Here is a 19,428-nt window from a genome sequence, read left to right as displayed (position 1 = left end):
CCCACATTTTGATCATCGTTTGTCTGGGAAGTCTTTATGCAGCGTGTCCAGTAACGCATCCTTCTCTTCCCACAGTTGGTTGATCCACCCCTGGAACGCCAACCGATACTCCCCATCCTGCTCATAATTCCTGCCGATAAACTCGGCCGGAATCTGCACCTCTTCAAACTGCACCACAACGTCCTTCACATTCCCGCACAGCAAGTCCCAATACCCCGGGCGCCCGCCAGGGTAGTGAATGGTCACATTGACCAGTGATTTCAGCTGTTCTCCCATGGCATCCAGCACAAACGCGATACCACCCGCCTTGGGCTTGAGCAGGTAGCGAAACGGCGACTTCTGCTGCGCATGCTTGCCCGGTGTAAAACGCGTGCCTTCGGCAAAGTTGAAAATACCCACCGGGTTGTCGCGAAACTTCGCACAGGTCTTGCGAGTGGTTTCCAGGTCCTTGCCTTTCTTCTCCGGGTGTTTTTCCAGGTAGGCCTTGGTGTAGCGCTTCATGAAGGGAAAGCCCAGTGCCCACCACGCCAGGCCAATCACCGGCACCCAGATCAACTCCTGCTTGAGGAAGAACTTCAGCGGGCGAATCCGACGATTGAGCACATATTGCAGGACCATGATGTCGACCCAGCTCTGATGGTTGCTGGTCACCAGGTACGAGTGCTGGTAGTCCAGGCCTTCAAGGCCTTTAAGGTGCCAACGGGTGCTGCACACCAGGTTCATCCAACCTTTGTTGTTGGTGACCCAGGCTTCATGGGTGTGGTTCATCAGCCATTCGCTGAAGCCCTTGGCGAAGGGCAGCGCCTTGAACAGCGCCACGATGAACAGGAATGAGCACAGCAGGATCGTGTTCAGCGCCAGCAACAAGGACGCGATCACCCCGCGTACGGCGGCAGGTAGAAAATCCAGCATTTAGATATCCATAGGTCGGTTGGCGGCTTGGATCGCAGTCAGCGCGATGGTGTACACGATGTCGTCGACCTGGGCACCCCGTGGCAGGTCGTTGACCGGTTTGCGCAGGCCTTGGAGCATCGGCCCCAGGCTGACGCAATCGGCACTGCGTTGCACGGCCTTGTGGGTGGTGTTGCCGGTGTTCAGGTCCGGAAACACGAACACGGTGGCTTTGCCGGCGACCAGGCTGTCCGGGGCCAGTTGGCGAGCGACGGTTTCGTTGGCGGCGGCGTCGTATTGCAGCGGGCCGTCGATCAGCAGTGAGCTTTGCTGTTCATGGGCGAGCAGGGTGGCTTCGCGGACTTTCTCCACTTCCTCACCGCTGGCCGAGTCGCCGCTGGAGTAGCTGATCATCGCCACACGCGGGGTGATACCGAAGGCAGCGGCCGAGTCGGCGCTTTGCAAGGCGATTTCCGCCAGTTCGGCGGCGCTTGGGTGCGGATTCATTACGCAGTCGCCGTAGACCAGCACCTGCTCGGGAAACAGCATGAAGAACACCGACGACACCAGGGTGCAGCCCGGTGCGGTCTTGATCAACTGCAGGGCCGGGCGAATGGTGTTGGCGGTGGAGTGGATAACCCCGGAAACCAGGCCGTCCACTTCATCCAGTGCGAGCATCATGGTGGCAATCACCACGGTGTCTTCCAGTTGCTGCTCGGCCATCGGCGCATTCAAGCTCTTGCTCTTGCGCAGGGCAACCATGGGCTCCACGTAGCGCTGGCGAATCAGGTCCGGGTCGAGAATCTCCAGGCCTTCGGGCAATTCGATGCCTTGGGCGCGCGCGACCGCTTCTACGTCAGCCGGCTTGGCCAGCAGCACGCAGCGCGCGATGCCCCGGGCCTGGCAGATGGCGGCGGCTTGCACGGTCAGCGGTTCGCTGCCCTCGGGCAGCACGATGCGTTTGTTGGCCGCCTGGGCGCGCTGGATCAGCTGGTAGCGGAACACCGCCGGCGACAGGCGCATCTCCCGTGGCGTGCCGCAACGCTGGTGCAGCCAGCGCGCATCGAGGTGGCTGGCGACGAAATCGGTGATGATCTCCGCGCGCTCGCGGTCATCGATGGGGATTTCCTTGTTGAGGTTGTTGAGCAGGTTGGCGGTCTCGTAGGAACCGGTACTCACCGACAGCACCGGCAACCCGGCCTGGAAGGCGCCGCGGCACAGCTCCATGATGCGCGGGTCGGGCAGGGTGTCGCTGGTCAGCAGCAGGCCGGCCAGGGGCACGCCGTTGATCGCGGCCAGGCTGACGGCGAGGATGATGTCGTCACGGTCGCCGGGGGTCACCACCAGCACGCCGGGCTTGAGCAGCTCCACGGTGTTACGCATGGTGCGGGCGCAGATGATGATCTTGGTCATGCGTCGGGTTTCGTAGTCGCCGGCGTTGAGGATCTGCGCGCCCATCAGGTCGGCCACGTCGCGGGTGCGCGGCGCGTTGAGTTCCGGCTGGTAAGGAATGCAGCCGAGCAGGCGGAAATCACCGCTGCGCAGCAAGGGCGAATGCTCCTTGAGGCGCGCCGAGAAGGCTTCCATGCTTTCGTCGGTGCGCACCTTGTTCAGGATCACGCCGAGCACTTTCGGGTCTTTCGGGCCGCCGAACAACTGGGCCTGCAGTTCCACGCGGCCGGAGAGTTCGGTGAGCACTTCGTTTTCCGGGGCCGAGACCAGGATCACTTCCGCATCCAGGCTCTTGGCCAGGTGCAGGTTGACCCGGGCCGCATAGCTGGCGCTGCGGGTCGGTACCATGCCTTCGACGATCAGCACGTCCTTGCCCACGGCGGCCTGCTGATAAAGGGTGATGATTTCTTCGAGCAGCTCGTCGAGCTGGCCGTCGCCGAGCATGCGTTCCACGTGAGCCAGGCCTAGCGGTTGTGGCGGCTTGAGGCCATGGGTGCGAGCCACCAGCTCGGTGGAGCGTTCGGGGCCGGTATCGCCGGGATGTGGCTGGGCAATCGGCTTGAAAAAACCGACTTTCAGGCCGGCTCGCTCAAGGGTGCGCACCAGCCCAAGGCTGATGGAGGTCAGACCCACACCAAAATCGGTGGGCGCGATAAAAAAAGTCTGCATGCGAATTCTCTGGAGGTGCATGGCTTCGGTGGCGCCCTATGGTTGAGTGCCTACCGGGAATCAGGCGCCAAGGTTATCGTTATTCGGGCGCTTGCGCACACCAGCCGCAGGCAAAGGGCTGGCCTATTTTTTCCAGGCGCTGTGTGGCGTCGAGTACCCAGGCGCGAGACTGCCATGGCGGCTGGTGGCGCAGGTGCTGGGTGTGGCCGCAGGACAGCTCGGCAACCCAGTGACCCTCCTCGTCCTGGTGGAAGCCGATGATCAAGGATGCCGTTGATCGGCCCCGTCCGTCCGGGTTCTGTTCGCTTTCGGGCAAATCCTTGTTTAGACTTGTCCGTTCTTCATTCTTATGCAAAAGGTCTCGCCCCATGACGATCGCCGCTAACAAGGCTGTCTCCATCGACTATACCCTGACCAACGACGCTGGTGAGGTCATCGACAGCTCAGCCGGCGGCGCGCCGCTGGTCTACCTGCAAGGCGCAGGTAACATCATCCCAGGCCTGGAAAAGGCTCTGGAAGGCAAGAGCGTCGGTGATGAGCTGACCGTTGCCGTAGAACCTGAAGATGCCTACGGCGAATACTCCGCCGAACTGGTCAGCACCCTGAGCCGCAGCATGTTCGAAGGTGTTGATGAGTTGGAAGTGGGCATGCAGTTCCACGCTTCCGCGCCGGACGGTCAAATGCAGATCGTCACCATTCGTGACCTGGACGGCGACGACGTCACCGTCGACGGCAACCATCCTCTGGCTGGCCAGCGCCTGAACTTCCAAGTGAAGATCGTTGCCATCCGCGACGCTTCCCAGGAAGAAGTGGCCCACGGTCACGTCCACGGTGAAGGCGGTCATCACCATTGATTGATGTTTTGATCAAGTGGTAGCAAAAACGCCCCGACTGGTTCGGGGCGTTTTTTTGTGCGCTTGAAAATCTCTACCGGATACCCCCGCCACATTTTGATCGTGGTGTATTTTCAGGCACAAACAAAAATGCCCCAGACCTTTCGGTACGGGGCATTTCTTAACTGTTTCGCAACCGGGGTTGCGTTGCAGTTGCTACCACTTAGGCTGCAGCAGGAACGCTCAGAGCCTTGATGTGGCCATTCAGGCGGCTCTTATGACGAGCGGCCTTGTTCTTGTGGATGATGCCTTTATCGGCCATACGGTCGATAACTGGCACAGCCAGAACGTAAGCTGCTTGAGCTTTTTCAGCGTCTTTGGTGTCGATGGCTTTAACTACATTCTTGATGTAGGTACGAACCATGGAACGCAGGCTGGCGTTGTGGCTGCGACGCTTCTCAGCCTGTTTTGCACGTTTTTTGGCGGAAGGTGTGTTGGCCACCGTCGAGCTCCTCGAAAGACTTTTTAGGAAATAGCAAACAAAATAGGCCGCGAATCATGCCGATGACTTGATGTGTTGTCAAGGCCGGCTGATGCGAACTGCTGAGTGGTCGATCTGAAGAGGCGGGTGATTTATTTCCGGCGCTTGACCTGTAAACTCGCGAGCTTTGGCGCTGTGCTGTTGCAGGCGCGCAGTATCGCATAAGTAGGCGCTTAGTTCGCCTGCTCTTTATCTATAGGCGCAAACTCTTTCAATGAATCTGCTCAAATCGTTGGCCGCCGTCAGCTCTATCACGATGATCTCCCGGGTTTTGGGGTTTGTGCGTGACACCCTGCTGGCGCGTATCTTCGGCGCCAGCATGGCCACGGATGCGTTCTTTATTGCCTTCAAACTGCCCAACCTGCTGCGACGGATCTTTGCCGAGGGCGCGTTTTCCCAGGCGTTCGTGCCGATTCTGGCCGAATACAAGACTCAACAGGGTGAGGAGGCGACCCGGACCTTTATCGCCTACGTTTCGGGCCTGCTGACCCTGGTGTTGATGCTGGTGACCCTCGTCGGCATGCTCGCCGCGCCCTGGGTGATCTGGGCCACGGCGCCGGGTTTTGCCAATACGCCGGAAAAATTCGCGCTGACCACTGATCTGTTGCGGGTGACCTTTCCTTATATATTGCTGATCTCACTGTCATCCCTGGCCGGTGCGATCCTCAACACCTGGAACCGTTTCTCGGTACCGGCGTTCGTGCCGACGCTGCTTAACGTCAGCATGATTATCTTTGCGCTGTTCCTGACACCTTACTTCGATCCGCCGGTCATGGCCCTTGGCTGGGCCGTGCTGGCCGGTGGCCTGGCGCAGTTGCTCTACCAGCTGCCGCACCTGAAAAAGATCGGCATGCTCGTATTACCGCGACTGAACCTCAAGGACACCGGCGTCTGGCGCGTGATGCGCAATATGTTGCCGGCGATCCTTGGGGTGTCGGTGAGCCAGATTTCCCTGATCATCAACACCGCGTTCGCCTCGCTGCTGGTATCCGGCTCGGTGTCATGGATGTATTACGCCGACCGCCTCATGGAACTGCCGTCCGGCGTGCTGGGCGTAGCCCTCGGCACCATTTTGCTGCCGACGCTGGCACGCACCTATGCCAGCAAGGATCGCCAGGAATACTCGCGCATCCTCGATTGGGGACTGCGCCTGTGTTTCGTGCTGGTGCTGCCGTGCGCACTGGCGTTGGGGATCCTGGCCGAGCCGCTGACGGTGTCGCTGTTCCAATACGGGCAATTCGATGCCCATGACGCGTTGATGACCCAGCATGCGCTGGTGGCTTATTCCGTCGGGCTGCTCGGCATCATCGTGATCAAGGTGCTGGCGCCTGGCTTCTATGCCCAGCAGAACATCCGCACGCCGGTAAAGATTGCGATCTTCACCCTGATCGTCACGCAACTGCTCAACCTGGTGTTTATCGGTCCGCTGGCCCACGCCGGCCTGGCCCTGGCCATCAGTGCCGGTGCGTGCATCAATGCCGGCCTGCTGTTTTATCAGCTGCGCAAACAACAGATGTTCCAGCCTCAGCCTGGCTGGGGCATGTTCGCCCTCAAGTTGTTGGTGGCCGTTGCGATGATGTCGGCGGTATTGCTCGGCCTGATGCACTTCATGCCGGCCTGGGATGAGGGGCATATGCTGGAGCGCTTCATGCGCCTGGGCGTGCTGGTCGTGGCCGGCGTGGTGGTGTACTTCGGGATGTTGCTGCTGCAAGGCTTCCGCCTGCGGGATTTCAATCGCAAGTCGTTGAGCTAGAGAGTTTGCCGCGATAAAACGGTTGTTTTATCGATTCGATCCATTTGCCCTGCGCTGTTGCCTGTCGTCCGGGGCCGGGTGTGGTTATAATCGACCACTTTATGAGCAAGAAGCGCGTTATGCAGCTGGTTCGAGGTCTCCACAACCTGCGCCCTGAGCATCGGGGCTGCGTCGCCACTATTGGCAACTTTGACGGTGTTCACCGTGGCCACCAGGCTATCCTGGCCCGGCTGCGCGAGCGTGCGGTCGAGTTGGGCGTACCCAGCTGCGTGGTGATTTTCGAGCCGCAGCCGCGGGAATATTTCACCCCGGAAACGGCACCGGCACGTCTGGCCCGTCTGCGGGACAAGCTGCAACTGCTGGCCGAAGAAGGCGTGGACCGCGTCCTCTGCCTGGCTTTCAACCAGCGTTTGCAAAGTCTCAGCGCTGCCGAGTTCGTCGACCGCATACTGGTAGACGGCCTGGGCGTACAACATTTGGAGGTCGGCGACGACTTCCGTTTTGGCTGCGACCGGGTCGGGGATTTCGAGTTCCTGCAACACGCCGGTATCACCCAGGGCTTTACCGTCGAAGCCGCGCAAACCGTCGAACTGGACGGCCTGCGCGTGAGCAGCACCCAGGTGCGGAACGCCCTGGCCGCTGCCGACTTCGCCTTCGCCGAGCGTTTGCTCGGTCGCCCGTTCCGCATTGCCGGGCGGGTACTGCACGGCCAGAAGCTGGCGCGCCAACTGGGCACGCCAACCGCCAACGTGCAACTCAAGCGCCGCCGTGTGCCGCTCACCGGGGTTTACCTGGTCAGCGTCGACATCGACGGCCAGCCGTGGCCGGGAGTCGCCAACATAGGCGTCAGGCCCACGGTTGCAGGTGATGGCAAGGCCCACCTGGAAGTTCACCTTTTGGATTTTGCCGGTGATCTGTATGACCGGCGTTTGACGGTGGTTTTCCACCAGAAGCTGCGTGAAGAGCAGCGTTTCGCCTCGCTTGAGGCGTTGAAAACGGCGATCAATGCGGATGTCGCCGCCGCCCGTGCACTAGCCGCACCTAGCGCCCATCGCTAACCGAAGAGCCTTAAATGACCGACTATAAAGCCACGTTAAACCTTCCGGACACCGCCTTCCCAATGAAGGCCGGCCTGCCACAGCGCGAACCGCAGATCCTGCAGCGCTGGGACAGTATTGGCCTGTACGGAAAGTTGCGCGAAATTGGCAAGGATCGTCCGAAATTCGTCCTGCACGACGGCCCTCCTTATGCCAACGGCACGATTCACATCGGTCATGCGCTGAACAAGATTCTCAAGGACATGATCCTGCGCTCGAAAACCCTGGCGGGTTTTGACGCGCCGTATGTCCCGGGTTGGGACTGCCACGGCCTGCCGATCGAACACAAGGTCGAAGTGACCCACGGCAAGAACCTGGGCGCGGATAAAACCCGCGAACTGTGCCGTGCCTACGCTGCCGAGCAGATCGAAGGGCAGAAGTCCGAGTTCATCCGCCTGGGTGTGCTGGGCGAGTGGGACAACCCGTACAAAACCATGAACTTCAAGAACGAGGCCGGTGAAATCCGTGCCTTGGCCGAAATCGTCAAGGGCGGTTTCGTGTTCAAGGGCCTCAAGCCCGTGAACTGGTGCTTCGATTGCGGCTCGGCCCTGGCTGAAGCGGAAGTCGAATACGAAGACAAGAAGTCCTCGACCATCGACGTGGCCTTCCCGATCGCCGACGACGCCAAGCTGGCCGAGGCCTTTGGCCTGGCAAGCCTGAGCAAACCGGCTGCCATCGTGATCTGGACCACCACCCCGTGGACCATTCCCGCCAACCAGGCGCTGAACGTGCACCCGGAATTCACCTACGCCTTGGTGGACGTCGGTGATCGCCTGCTGGTGCTGGCCGAGGAAATGGTCGAAGCGTGCCTGGCTCGCTACGAGCTGCAAGGTTCGGTGATTGCCACCACTACCGGTTCCGCGCTGGAGCTGATCAACTTCCGTCACCCGTTCTATGACCGTCTGTCGCCGGTGTACCTGGCTGACTACGTCGAGCTGGGTTCGGGTACGGGCATTGTTCACTGCTCGCCTGCCTATGGCGTGGACGACTTCGTGATCTGCAAGAAGTACGGCATGGTCAACGATGAGATCATCAACCCGGTGCAAAGCAACGGTGTTTATGTGCCTTCGCTGGAGTTCTTCGGCGGCCAGTTCATCTTCAAGGCCGACCAGCCGATCATCGACAAGCTGCGTGAAGTCGGTGCGCTGATGCAAACCGACACCATCAAGCACAGCTACATGCACTGCTGGCGCCACAAGACCCCGCTGATCTACCGCGCCACCGCGCAATGGTTTATCGGCATGGACAAAGAGCCGACCAGCGGCGACACCCTGCGTGTGCGCTCGCTCAAGGCTATCGAAGACACCAAGTTCGTCCCGGCCTGGGGCCAGGCGCGCCTGCACTCGATGATCGCCAACCGTCCGGACTGGTGCATCTCCCGTCAGCGTAACTGGGGCGTGCCGATCCCGTTCTTCCTCAACAAGGAAAGCGGCGAGCTGCACCCACGCACCGTCGAACTGATGGAAGTGGTGGCCCAGCGTGTCGAACAGGAAGGCATCGAAGCCTGGTTCAAGCTGGACGCCGCCGAGTTGCTGGGTGACGAAGCGCCGCTGTACGACAAGATCAGCGACACCCTCGACGTATGGTTCGACTCCGGTACCACCCACTGGCACGTGCTGCGCGGCTCGCACCCGATGGGTCACGAGACCGGCCCGCGTGCCGACCTGTACCTGGAGGGCTCCGACCAACACCGGGGCTGGTTCCACTCGTCGCTGCTGACCGGTTGCGCCATCGACAACCACGCGCCATACCGCGAGCTGCTGACCCACGGGTTCACCGTCGACGAGACGGGCCGCAAGATGTCCAAGTCGCTGAAGAACGTGATCGAGCCGAAAAAGATCAACGACACCTTGGGCGCCGACATCATGCGCCTGTGGGTGGCGTCGACCGATTACTCCGGCGAGATCGCCGTGTCGGACCAGATCCTGGCCCGCAGCGCCGATGCCTACCGCCGTATCCGTAATACCGCGCGCTTCCTGCTGTCGAACCTGACCGGTTTCAACCCGGCCACCGACATCCTGCCGGCCGAGGACATGCTCGCCCTGGACCGTTGGGCCGTGGACCGTACCCTGTTGCTGCAGCGCGAGTTGCAGGAGCACTACGGCGAATACCGCTTCTGGAACGTGTACTCGAAGATCCACAACTTCTGCGTGCAGGAGCTGGGTGGTTTCTACCTCGACATCATCAAGGACCGCCAGTACACCACCGGTGCCAACAGCAAGGCCCGCCGTTCGGCGCAGACCGCGCTGTACCACATCTCCGAAGCGCTGGTGCGCTGGATCGCACCGATCCTGGCCTTCACCGCCGACGAACTGTGGGAATACCTGCCGGGCGAGCGTAACGAGTCCGTCATGCTCAACACCTGGTATGAAGGCTTGACCGAACTGCCGGCCGACTTCGAACTGGGCCGCGACTACTGGGAAGGCGTAATGGCCGTCAAGGTTGCGGTGAACAAGGAGCTGGAGGTTCAGCGTGCGGCCAAGGCCGTCGGTGGCAACCTCCAGGCCGAAGTCACCTTGTTTGCCGAGGAAGGCCTGACTGCCGACCTGGCCAAGCTGAGTAACGAACTGCGCTTCGTGTTGATCACTTCCACTGCGAGCCTGGCACCGTTTGCCCTGGCACCGGCGGACGCCGTGGCCACCGAAGTGCCGGGCCTCAAGCTCAAGGTTGTCAAGTCAGCCTTCCCTAAGTGCGCCCGTTGCTGGCACTGCCGTGAAGACGTCGGGGTGAACCCTGAGCATCCGGAAATCTGCGGTCGTTGCGTCGACAACATTTCCGGTGAAGGCGAGGTTCGCCACTATGCCTAATGCAGCCAGTCGTTTCGGACGCCTGGGCTGGCTCGTACTGAGTGTGCTGGTCCTGGTCATCGACCAGGTCAGCAAGGCTCATTTCGAGGGCTCCCTGGAAATGTTCCAGCAAATCGTGGTGATCCCGGATTACTTCAGCTGGACCCTGGCCTACAACACTGGCGCCGCTTTCAGCTTCCTGGCTGACGGTGGCGGCTGGCAGCGCTGGCTGTTCGCCCTGATCGCGGTGGTGGTCAGTGCGGTGCTCGTGGTCTGGCTCAAGCGCCTGGGTCGCGATGACACCTGGCTGGCCATCGCCTTGGCCCTGGTGTTGGGCGGCGCCCTGGGCAACCTGTACGACCGTATAGCCCTGGGCCATGTGATCGACTTCATCCTGGTGCATTGGCAGAACCGCCATTACTTCCCGGCGTTCAATTTTGCCGACAGCGCCATCACCGTCGGTGCAATCATGCTGGCGCTGGACATGTTCAAAAGTAAGAAAACCGGAGAGACCGTCAATGACTGATCAGGTATTGGCTGAGCAACGCATCGGCCAGAACACGGAAGTCACCTTGCATTTCGCACTGCGCCTGGAGAATGGCGACACGGTCGACAGCACGTTCGACAAAGCCCCGGCGACCTTCAAGGTCGGCGACGGCAACCTGTTACCGGGTTTTGAAGCGGCCCTGTTCGGTTTCAAGGCCGGCGACAAGCGCACCCTGCAGATCCTGCCGGAAAACGCCTTTGGCCAGCCCAACCCGCAAAACCTGCAGATCATCCCGCGTTCGCAGTTCCAGGACATGGATCTGTCGGAAGGCTTGCTGGTGATCTTCAACGATGCGGCGAATACCGAGCTGCCCGGTGTGGTCAAAACCTTCGATGACGCGCAGGTAACTATCGACTTCAACCACCCGTTGGCCGGTAAAACCTTGACGTTCGACGTTGAAATCATCGACGTTAAAGCTCTTTGATCAACGCCCCGAGCTAAAATGTGGGAGGGGGCAAGCCCGCTCCCGCCTTTGGTCGCCATTGTCAGTTCAGTAGCATCAACTCTGGCCCAAGCGCCAGACACGAGGCACAGCATGCAAATCAAACTCGCCAACCCCCGTGGCTTCTGCGCCGGCGTGGACCGGGCGATCGAAATCGTCAACCGCGCCCTGGAAGTCTTCGGGCCGCCGATCTATGTGCGCCATGAGGTCGTCCATAACAAGTTCGTGGTCGAAGACCTGCGCGCACGTGGAGCCATCTTTGTCGAAGAACTGGAGCAGGTGCCGGACGACGTTATCGTTATCTTCAGCGCCCACGGTGTTTCCCAGGCAGTGCGTACCGAAGCGGCTGGCCGTGGCCTGAAAGTATTCGACGCCACCTGTCCGCTGGTCACCAAGGTACATATCGAAGTCGCGCGCTACAGCCGTGATGGTCGCGAATGCATCCTGATTGGCCATGCCGGCCACCCGGAAGTCGAAGGCACCATGGGCCAATACGACGGCAGCAATGGTGGCGCCATCTACCTTGTGGAAGACGAAAAAGACGTCGCCAGCTTGCAGGTTCACAACCCTGAGCGTTTGGCGTTCGTGACCCAGACCACCTTGTCCATGGACGACACCAGCCGCGTCATCGACGCGCTGCGCAGCCGCTTCCCGGCCATTGGTGGGCCACGCAAGGACGACATCTGCTACGCCACCCAAAACCGCCAGGATGCAGTCAAACAGTTGGCCGATGAATGCGATGTAGTGCTGGTGGTCGGCAGCCCTAACAGCTCCAATTCCAACCGCCTGCGCGAATTGGCCGAACGCATGGCGACACCGGCGTACCTGATCGACGGTGCTGAAGATATGCAGCGCAGCTGGTTCGATGGTGTCGAGCGTATTGGCATCACGGCGGGCGCTTCGGCCCCGGAAGTCCTGGTGCGCGGCGTCATCCAGCAGTTGCATGCATGGGGGGCTACGGGCGCCGATGAGTTGGCCGGTCGTGAAGAGAACATCACTTTCTCCATGCCCAAGGAGCTGCGGGTTCGCTCGCTGCTCTGAATGCCAGGGTGCCGGAGTAACTTCGGCACAACGCCTGTTCGGCTCTATCGCTGCGCAGGCTGATGCGCCCACTGGGCGCCAGCACTACCTGGTACAGGCTCTGTACCGAGTCCGTGGCGCATGTATGTACAGTGCCGGCACGAAAACCTCCCCCAGCAAATACCGGCTCGCCCAATCCGCTGAAGCGTACCTGGCTTTTGACCGGTCCATTCCCGACGATCGGCCCCCGTCCACTGCCCTGGCGCTCCAGTAACACCGGGTTGTCGTCGTCCAGATGGCCACGCCCGCTTACATCCAGCACGACCCGCCAACCCCGGCTCCAGTCATCGTCCAGTGCGTGGATGACCACCGCGCGGTTACGCGTGATGGCTTCAGTGCGTGCGAAGCGAAATCCGTTTGTCAGTGATTGCGCCGCGCTTTGTCGCTGCTGTGATTCCAGCAGGCTGGTGAAACTGGGCGTAGCCAGATGCGCCAGGATGCCGCTCACGATCAGTCCGAGCAGCAGTTCGATCAGGGTGAAACCTCGTTGCTCCATAGGCCGTCCCTCCGTGGGCGTGTGTACATACAGGGTTGAGACATAGGTATAGCGTCCGGCTCGGAGTGTCGAATGATGGCCTTTATGTCCAAAGTATTTCCCTTTGTTCCGTAGCCAGCGCCGGCGAAAAACCGACGCTAGTCTTGGGGGGCACAGCAGGGTTTTCCTGCTTTTTTCGGCCCTCGACACGGATGACGACGGTAATGCCTGCCTGCCTGAAAACCTGTTTCTTCCTGACTTTTCCTCGGTGCCAAATCGGCATGACATTGATTGAAGTGCTGGTGGCGGTGCTGATTCTCGCCGTCGGGCTGTTAGGTGCAGTGATGCTGCAGCTCAACGCCCTCAAGTACACCGACAGTTCGAGGATGACCAGCCAGGCCAGTTTCATCGCCTACGATATGCTCGACCGAATCCGTGCCAATTCCGGTGCCGACTATTCGTTGCGTCGTGGCGCTCGAGCGCCGGCCAGTACCGCGACCACCAGCGTGCGTGACGTGGACCTGCATGATTTCGAGGCCAATATTCGCGGTTTTGCCGGGGAGAGCGGCAAAGGCTCCGTGGCGGTCAGTGCAGATGAAGTGACTGTCAGTATCAGTTGGGATGACAGCCGGGGTGCAAACACGCCTGGCGCGCGGGAAACCTTCACCCTGACCAGTCGCATCGACAATGAGCCGGGGGTGATGCAATGAGGCATCGGGTTAGAGGTTTCAGCCTGGTGGAATTGTTGCTGGCCCTGGCCGTCGGTTTGGTGCTGGTGCTTGGCGGGAGCCAGGTGCTGATCAATTCCCGAGCGACCCACGCCAGCCAGCAGGCGGCCATGTTGCTGCAGGATGATGCGCGGTTTGTGCTCGGCAAGATGATCCGGGACATTCGCCAGGCGGGCATGTTTGGCTGTTTGGCGCCGGCCTTTATCGAGAATGCCCCGCCAGCCTTTGAAAGGCCGGTCAGCTGGAATGCCGGGGGCAGTTCAAAGTCGCTGACGCTGGTCACTGCCGATGTGGGCGGCGGCAGGCCTGACTGGACGGTGCTCTCCGACTGCACTGCTGGCGCCCAAGCCTATTCAGGCAGCTCACCTGCGCCTGCTCCCGGGCAGATTCGTTTTGCGATTCGGCAACTGACCTACACCTTCGAGGTGGGCCAGTTGAAGGTCAGCACGCTTTCCTCGCCGGCCAGGGCTGTGTTGGTGGATAACGTACGGGCTTTCGATGTCAGTTTCGGCGTGGCTGCCAGCCCGGCGTCAGTTCGGGTTGTGCGTTATGACGCTATCCCGACCGATGAATCCTTGATCCGCAGTGTGCGCATCCGCATGACGCTGCAAGACCCGACGGGGCGGGTAAAAGATCAAACCTACAGCGTCGTGGCGGCGCTGCGAAACCGTGTGGGCTAGGGCGACCATGGTGTTTGCTGGGGGTGTTTCTTCGCGGCAGGGGGGGATGGTTCTGCTGATAAGCCTGGTATTTTTGCTGCTGTTGTCGTTGATCGGCCTGTCTTCGATACAGGGGGCGGTCACCCAGCAAAAGATCACCGGTAGCCTGTGGCACCGCAACCAGTCGCTGCAAACCGCAGAAAGTGGTTTGAGGCTGGGCGAGCAAGGTGTGAGGCGAAAGGGCGCGGCCTTGCCGCAGTGCCAGTCGATCGCTGCCTGCGGGCCACCGGATGAAGCGTTTTCGGTGGTGGGTGCCGGTCCCCATCCTGTGTCATCGGTTAACTGGGTTGCCATCAAGGGTGGGCTGTACGGTATTCAGTCCCTGGGGCCTGGTGCAGGGCTGCCGCATGTGCCGCCGCAAGCCCTGGCGACGTTGTACCGGGTAACAGCGGTCGGGCTCAGTGGTCAATCGCGCACCGTATTGGAGAGCGTATATGCGCGGGTGGAGGACGAGAGCGGCTCGCGGTTTCGGCGGGTTTCGTGGCGGCAACTTCAATAAGGAGCAATGGAATGGGCATGGACAGCCAGGGTTTTACCCTGATCGAGCTATTGATCGCCGTGGCGATCATCGCGTTTCTGGCCGGAATCGCTTACCCCGGGTACACCGGCCATGTGAAAAAGGTCTATCGCGCGGAAATCGTCGCGCTGTTGACCGAGCAGGCTCAGCACCTGGAGCGGTTTCATATGAGGAACGGCACTTTTATTGACGCAAGCGGCGTCAGTACGGGCAATGATCGCTATAGAATCACCGCAGCGTTGAACCCTCAGGATTTCTACCTGGTTGCTACACCGGGCGCCGATTCGTTGATGGCCGGCGACCCTTGCGGTGACTTCAGCCTGGACAGCAGCGGTGCGCGTGGCAATCCGGGGGCGGCACCTGAAATGTCGCGCCAGACATGCTGGGGGCAATGATGAGGGTGCTGGATGATTGGGCGCCGGGCGCGTTTATTCCTATTTATCGACTGGATCAAATGATGGCTAAGCAACAGCAAGTGGTGATTGTCGGTGGCGGAGTCATCGGCTTGTTGACGGCGTTCAATCTGGCAACCCAGGGGCAGGCTGTGATCCTGCTGGAGCGTGCCGGTGTGGGGCAGGAGTCGTCATGGGCGGGCGGAGGCATTGTTTCGCCACTGTATCCGTGGCGCTATAGCCCGGCGGTCACAGCGTTGGCCCATTGGTCCCAGGATTTTTATCCGCAACTGGCTGAGCGGCTGTTTGCCGCTACCGGTGTCGATCCGGAGGTCCATACCACGGGGTTGTACTGGCTGGACCTGGACGATGAAGCCGAGGCGCTGGACTGGGCTGCTCGTGAAGGGCGGCCTTTGAGCAAGGTCGATGTGTCTGCCGCCCATGATGCGGTTCCTGTCTTGGGTGGCGGGTATTCCCAGGCGATCTATATGGCCAACGTGGCCAACGTGCGCAACCCGCGCCTGGTCAAATCCCTGAAGGCCGCGCTATTGGCCCTGCCTGCCGTGACCGTTCACGAACAGTGCGCAGTGACCGGTTTTGTTCTGGATGGCGGCAACGTAGTGGGCGTGGATACGGCAGAGGGGCCGATTCTGGGGGATCAGGTGGTGCTTGCCGCGGGGGCGTGGAGCGGCGAGTTGCTCGGCACACTGGGCTTGGCGCTGCCGGTAGAGCCGGTCAAGGGGCAGATGATTTTGTACAAATGCGCGTCGGACTTCCTGTCGAGCATGGTCCTGGCCAAAGGGCGTTATGCGATCCCTCGGCGCGATGGGCACATCCTCATCGGCAGCACGCTGGAACATGAGGGGTTCGACAAGACGCCAACCGACACCGCGCTGGAAAGCCTCAAGGCTTCGGCTGTGGAACTGATTCCCGCCCTGGCCGACGCCGAAGTGGTGGGGCATTGGGCCGGCTTGCGGCCCGGCTCGCCGGAGGGGATCCCCTATATCGGTCGGGTACCCGGCTTCAACGGGCTGTGGCTCAACTGCGGGCATTACCGCAACGGGTTGGTCCTGGCGCCGGCATCGTGCCAGTTATTTGTCGATTTGCTACTGGAGCGTGCGCCGATCATCGATCCGGCACCCTATGCCCCCGAAGGTCGGATCAACGCTGGATAGACTTCGGTCCTTGCTCCAGATGCGCCTGGGTGCAATACCACTCCTGGTGCGAACTCAGGGCGCGATCCTGTGGCAAGTGCACGCCGCAGTGTGCGCAGCGCACCATCAACGCAGCGCCGGGCTCGCTGGTGCGTTGCTGCCTGGCGGTCGGGCTTTTGAATTTGCGCCAGAACCATACCGCGGCAGCAATAACGGCAATCCAGAACAGAAGACGAAGCATGATGGGCGGTTTCTCGATAAGGAATGCGCCAGTTTAGCCAAGGACGTGGCAGGCGCACAGCGCAATAATCCTTGCCCATAAAAAAGGAGCCCCGAAAGGCTCCTTTTTGCGTTGCGTCGACAGGCTCAGTCGAACACACCGAAGGTCATGTAGCTGAACCACGAGCGGTCCTGGTTGTTGCCCAGGGCCTGCGGCTCTTCTTCTTCGATCACGTCGCCGTTCTCATCGTGCGGCTTGAGGTCCGAAGGAATGGCTTCCTTGGCATCCTGGAACTGCTTGATCACGTCCTGGTTGGCGCGAGTTTCGCCCGGCGGCAACGGCGGCCGCGACTCGATCAGGCCCAGGGTGTACTTGCTCAGCCACGAGCGGTTGTCCGCTTCGGCAACCTGAGGCACGAACTGGCCGTCTTTCAGGCTCGGGTGATCAGGGTAGTTGAGCTTCAGGGTTTCCAGGCTGGTGCTGGCCAGGTCGTCCAGGTGCAGACGTTGGTAAGCCTCGGTCATCACCGCCAGGCCGTCACCCACGGAAGGGGTTTCCTGGAAGTTTTCCACCACATAACGACCACGGTTGGCGGCAGCTACATACGCCTGGCGGGTCAGGTAGTAGTGGGCTACATGGATTTCGTAGGAAGCCAGCAGGTTACGCAGGTAGATCATGCGCTGCTTGGCGTCCGGCGCGTAGCGGCTGTTTGGGTAGCGGCTGGTCAACTGGGCGAACTCGTTGTAGGAGTCGCGAGCGGCGCCTGGGTCTCGCTTGGTCATGTCCAGCGGCAGGAAGCGCGCCAGCAGGCCAACATCCTGGTCGAACGAGGTCAGGCCCTTCATGTAGTAGGCGTAGTCCACGTTCGGGTGTTGCGGGTGCAGGCGGATGAAGCGCTCGGCGGCGGACTTGGCAGCCTCCGGCTCGGCGTTCTTGTAGTTGGCGTAGATCAGCTCAAGCTGGGCCTGGTCGGCGTAGCGCCCGAACGGATAGCGCGACTCCAGGGCCTTCAGCTTCGCTGTGGCGCTGGTGTAGCTATTATTGTCCAAGTCTTTCTGTGCCAGTTGGTACAGCTCGACTTCGCTCAGGTTTTCGTCGACGACTTCCTTTGTTGACGAGCAAGCAGCAGTCATGGCGAGGATGGCGATCAGCAGCAGGTGTTTCACTTGCATGGCGGCTTGCGTCCCTATGACGGCCGCTGTCTTGGGCGGGGCCGTCCTGTTATGATGAGCGCCCCGTTGAAAGCCTCGGGGCAAAAGACGCCGTATTTAACCACAAGCGCGCAGCCGAAACCAAAGGCTGTGCCACGCCTAGTCTGAGCATGTCCGATAAAATTGAACTTCGCGCAGAGGTGCCGTCCGAATTGGGCGGCCAACGCCTCGATCAAGTCGCCGCACAATTATTCGCTGAGCACTCGCGCTCGCGCCTTTCCGCCTGGATCAAAGACGGCCGCCTGACTGTGGATGGAGCGGTTATCCGCCCGCGAGACATAGTCCATGGCGGTGCGATTCTTGAGCTGACTGCCGAGCAGGAAGCCCAGGGAGAATGGGTCGCCCAGGACATCGAGCTGGATATCGTCTATGAAGACGACGACATCCTGGTCATCAACAAACCCGCAGGCCTGGTGGTTCACCCGGCGGCCGGGCACGCTGATGGCACCTTGCTCAATGCCCTGTTGCACCACATCCCCGACATCGTCAACGTGCCGCGTTGCGGCATCGTGCACCGTCTGGACAAGGACACCACTGGCTTGATGGTGGTGGCCAAGACCATTCAGGCGCAGACGCAACTGGTTACGCAATTGCAGAGCCGTAGCGTCAGCCGTATCTACGAGTGCATCGTGATCGGCGTGGTCGTGGCGGGTGGCAAGATCAACGCCCCGATCGGTCGCCACGGCCAGCAGCGCCAGCGTATGGCGGTGATGGAAGGCGGCAAGCAGGCGGTGAGCCACTACCGCGTGCTGGAGCGTTTCCGTTCCCACACCCATGTGCGGGTCAAGCTGGAAACTGGTCGTACCCACCAGATTCGCGTGCATATGGCCCACATCAACTTCCCGTTGGTGGGCGATCCGGCCTATGGCGGCCGCTTCCGCATTCCGCCTGCGGCGAGCCAGACCATGGTCGAATCGCTCAAGACATTCCCGCGCCAGGCCTTGCATGCACGTTTCCTGGAGCTGGACCATCCGACGAGCGGTAAGCGCATGAGCTGGGAATCGCCACTTCCAGACGATTTTGTCTGGTTGCTGTCGCTGCTCAAGCAGGATCGCGAGGCGTTTGTCGGATGAATGACTGGCTGATTCCTGACTGGCCCGCGCCTGTCGGGGTGAAAGCCTGTGTGACTACCCGAGCGGGCGGCGTCAGCCAGGCGCCGTTCGACAGCCTTAACCTGGGCGATCACGTTGAGGACAGTCTTGAGGCCGTCCTTGAGAATCGCCGTCGCCTTACCGAAGCCTTTGATATTCAGCCGGCCTGGCTGCGCCAGGTCCATGGCGTGGATGTGGTCGAGGCCGACCCTGGCCGCACCGCCGAAGCCGACGGCAGTTGGAGCAGCACCCCCGGCATCGCCTGCACCGCGATGACCGCCGATTGCCTGCCTGCGTTGTTCTGCAACCGTGCCGGCACTCGTGTGGCTGCGGCCCATGCCGGTTGGCGTGGGCTGGCGGCGGGTGTGCTGGAAGCGGCCTTCGAAAGCCTCGATGCAGAGCCTTCGGACATCCTGGTATGGCTGGGCCCGGCGATTGGCCCGCAAGCCTTTGAGGTTGGCCCTGAAGTGCGTGAAGCCTTCATGCAGCACCTGCCGACAACTGCCGAAGCCTTTGTACCAAGCCGCAATCCCGGCAAATTCATGGCCGACATCTATCTGTTGGCCCGCCTGCGCCTTGCTGCGCGGGGCGTCACCGCGGTTTATGGTGGTGGCTTCTGCACCGTGACCGACCCGCGCTTCTTTTCGTACCGGCGCAGCCCCCGCACCGGACGTTTTGCCTCCCTTATCTGGCTTGAGCGCTAGACTCTGCTGATCTGGGTCAACGCTGATCCATATCAACCGCCGCTCGCTTGAATCTTCCAGAATCCACCCCATCTATAAGGGTATCTGGCAGGTTTCTTCATTCAGGATGTTTTATAGCTCCGGCCT

The 19,428-nt window shown here is 60.8% G+C and carries 21 protein-coding genes; 14 read left to right on the top strand and 7 right to left on the bottom strand.

Annotation, left to right across the window (positions count from 1 at the left end; all coding sequences use genetic code 11):
• Positions 1 to 12: 12 nt before the first annotated feature.
• The 3 genes from yihG to FX984_RS27005 form a co-directional block, all read right to left on the bottom strand.
• Positions 13 to 912, bottom strand: a complete 900-nt coding sequence (gene yihG / locus FX984_RS27015) for a 1-acylglycerol-3-phosphate O-acyltransferase, YihG family (protein WP_027606861.1) — start codon at positions 910 to 912, stop codon at positions 13 to 15.
• A complete protein-coding gene (pta, locus tag FX984_RS27010; RefSeq protein ID WP_027606860.1) occupies positions 913 to 3,012 on the bottom strand; it encodes a phosphate acetyltransferase in 2,100 nt (699 codons plus the stop codon).
• 79 nt (positions 3,013 to 3,091) lie between these two features.
• On the bottom strand, positions 3,092 to 3,382 hold the full coding sequence (locus tag FX984_RS27005) for a DUF3565 domain-containing protein (RefSeq protein WP_065948463.1): 291 nt from the start codon (positions 3,380 to 3,382) through the stop codon (positions 3,092 to 3,094).
• Here FX984_RS27005 and FX984_RS27000 point away from each other — a divergent pair.
• Positions 3,381 to 3,866 (top strand): FKBP-type peptidyl-prolyl cis-trans isomerase, encoded by a 486-nt coding sequence (locus FX984_RS27000; protein WP_027606858.1) that lies wholly within the window; start codon positions 3,381 to 3,383, stop codon positions 3,864 to 3,866. The two genes, FX984_RS27005 and FX984_RS27000, sit on opposite strands and share 2 nt — an antisense overlap.
• Before the next feature lie 202 nt (positions 3,867 to 4,068).
• Here FX984_RS27000 and rpsT read toward each other — a convergent pair whose 3' ends face one another.
• Complete coding sequence (gene rpsT / locus FX984_RS26995) at positions 4,069 to 4,347, bottom strand: 30S ribosomal protein S20 (protein ID WP_003188401.1); 279 nt, start codon at positions 4,345 to 4,347, stop codon at positions 4,069 to 4,071.
• A 253-nt stretch (positions 4,348 to 4,600) separates the two neighbouring features.
• Between rpsT and murJ the strand changes: the two genes are divergently transcribed.
• From murJ to ispH, 6 genes are all read left to right on the top strand, one after another.
• Complete coding sequence (murJ, locus tag FX984_RS26990) at positions 4,601 to 6,139, top strand: murein biosynthesis integral membrane protein MurJ (RefSeq protein WP_092358832.1); 1,539 nt, start codon at positions 4,601 to 4,603, stop codon at positions 6,137 to 6,139.
• Positions 6,140 to 6,258: 119 nt separating this feature from the next.
• Complete coding sequence (gene ribF, locus FX984_RS26985; RefSeq protein WP_186511920.1) at positions 6,259 to 7,197, top strand: bifunctional riboflavin kinase/FAD synthetase; 939 nt, start codon at positions 6,259 to 6,261, stop codon at positions 7,195 to 7,197.
• Positions 7,198 to 7,211: 14 nt separating this feature from the next.
• Positions 7,212 to 10,043: an isoleucine--tRNA ligase gene (gene ileS, locus FX984_RS26980; protein ID WP_027606855.1), complete on the top strand. Its 2,832-nt coding sequence runs from the start codon at positions 7,212 to 7,214 to the stop codon at positions 10,041 to 10,043.
• Positions 10,036 to 10,548: a signal peptidase II gene (gene lspA, locus FX984_RS26975; protein WP_027606854.1), complete on the top strand. Its 513-nt coding sequence runs from the start codon at positions 10,036 to 10,038 to the stop codon at positions 10,546 to 10,548. Before ileS ends, lspA begins: the two co-directional genes overlap by 8 nt.
• A 7-nt stretch (positions 10,549 to 10,555) precedes the next feature.
• On the top strand, positions 10,556 to 10,993 hold the full coding sequence (fkpB, locus tag FX984_RS26970) for an FKBP-type peptidyl-prolyl cis-trans isomerase (RefSeq protein WP_175472328.1): 438 nt from the start codon (positions 10,556 to 10,558) through the stop codon (positions 10,991 to 10,993).
• 111 nt (positions 10,994 to 11,104) lie between these two features.
• Positions 11,105 to 12,052 carry a 4-hydroxy-3-methylbut-2-enyl diphosphate reductase gene (ispH, locus tag FX984_RS26965; RefSeq protein ID WP_027606852.1) on the top strand — a complete coding sequence of 316 codons (948 nt, stop codon included), beginning with the start codon at positions 11,105 to 11,107 and terminating at the stop codon, positions 12,050 to 12,052.
• Here ispH and FX984_RS26960 read toward each other — a convergent pair.
• Complete coding sequence (locus FX984_RS26960; RefSeq protein ID WP_146478157.1) at positions 12,006 to 12,587, bottom strand: GspH/FimT family pseudopilin; 582 nt, start codon at positions 12,585 to 12,587, stop codon at positions 12,006 to 12,008. The genes ispH and FX984_RS26960 overlap by 47 nt on opposite strands.
• Before the next feature lie 203 nt (positions 12,588 to 12,790).
• On the opposite strand from FX984_RS26960, the gene pilV reads away from it, so the two are divergent.
• From pilV to thiO, 5 genes are all read left to right on the top strand, one after another.
• Positions 12,791 to 13,276, top strand: coding sequence for a type IV pilus modification protein PilV (gene pilV / locus FX984_RS26955; protein ID WP_092358824.1), 486 nt, complete (start codon positions 12,791 to 12,793; stop codon positions 13,274 to 13,276).
• On the top strand, positions 13,273 to 13,974 hold the full coding sequence (locus FX984_RS26950) for a prepilin-type N-terminal cleavage/methylation domain-containing protein (RefSeq protein WP_027606849.1): 702 nt from the start codon (positions 13,273 to 13,275) through the stop codon (positions 13,972 to 13,974). Before pilV ends, FX984_RS26950 begins: the two co-directional genes overlap by 4 nt.
• A gap of 7 nt (positions 13,975 to 13,981) precedes the next feature.
• Positions 13,982 to 14,512: a PilX N-terminal domain-containing pilus assembly protein gene (locus FX984_RS26945; protein ID WP_092358885.1), complete on the top strand. Its 531-nt coding sequence runs from the start codon at positions 13,982 to 13,984 to the stop codon at positions 14,510 to 14,512.
• An 11-nt stretch (positions 14,513 to 14,523) separates the two neighbouring features.
• Entirely contained in the window at positions 14,524 to 14,925 is a 402-nt protein-coding gene (locus tag FX984_RS26940) for a type IV pilin protein (RefSeq protein WP_092358820.1), read from the top strand.
• Positions 14,926 to 14,987: 62 nt separating this feature from the next.
• Entirely contained in the window at positions 14,988 to 16,097 is a 1,110-nt protein-coding gene (gene thiO, locus FX984_RS26935; protein ID WP_092358883.1) for a glycine oxidase ThiO, read from the top strand.
• On the opposite strand, the gene FX984_RS26930 is transcribed toward thiO, so the two are convergent.
• A complete protein-coding gene (locus FX984_RS26930; RefSeq protein ID WP_146478159.1) occupies positions 16,084 to 16,317 on the bottom strand; it encodes a PP0621 family protein in 234 nt (77 codons plus the stop codon). The two genes, thiO and FX984_RS26930, sit on opposite strands and share 14 nt — an antisense overlap.
• A gap of 125 nt (positions 16,318 to 16,442) precedes the next feature.
• Positions 16,443 to 17,468: an outer membrane protein assembly factor BamD gene (locus FX984_RS26925; protein ID WP_027606844.1), complete on the bottom strand. Its 1,026-nt coding sequence runs from the start codon at positions 17,466 to 17,468 to the stop codon at positions 16,443 to 16,445.
• Between the two features lie 149 nt (positions 17,469 to 17,617).
• Here FX984_RS26925 and rluD point away from each other — a divergent pair, with 149 nt between their 5' ends.
• Both rluD and pgeF read left to right on the top strand, forming a co-directional pair.
• On the top strand, positions 17,618 to 18,580 hold the full coding sequence (gene rluD / locus FX984_RS26920) for a 23S rRNA pseudouridine(1911/1915/1917) synthase RluD (protein WP_027606843.1): 963 nt from the start codon (positions 17,618 to 17,620) through the stop codon (positions 18,578 to 18,580).
• Positions 18,577 to 19,302 carry a peptidoglycan editing factor PgeF gene (gene pgeF / locus FX984_RS26915; protein ID WP_146478161.1) on the top strand — a complete coding sequence of 242 codons (726 nt, stop codon included), beginning with the start codon at positions 18,577 to 18,579 and terminating at the stop codon, positions 19,300 to 19,302. Before rluD ends, pgeF begins: the two co-directional genes overlap by 4 nt.
• The last annotated feature ends 126 nt before the right edge of the window (positions 19,303 to 19,428 follow it).

Source organism: Pseudomonas marginalis, assembly GCF_008692035.1.
GTDB lineage: Bacteria > Pseudomonadota > Gammaproteobacteria > Pseudomonadales > Pseudomonadaceae > Aquipseudomonas > Aquipseudomonas marginalis.
The sequence above is the reverse complement of the archived record's forward strand: the minus strand, read 5'-3'. Positions and strand labels throughout refer to the sequence as shown.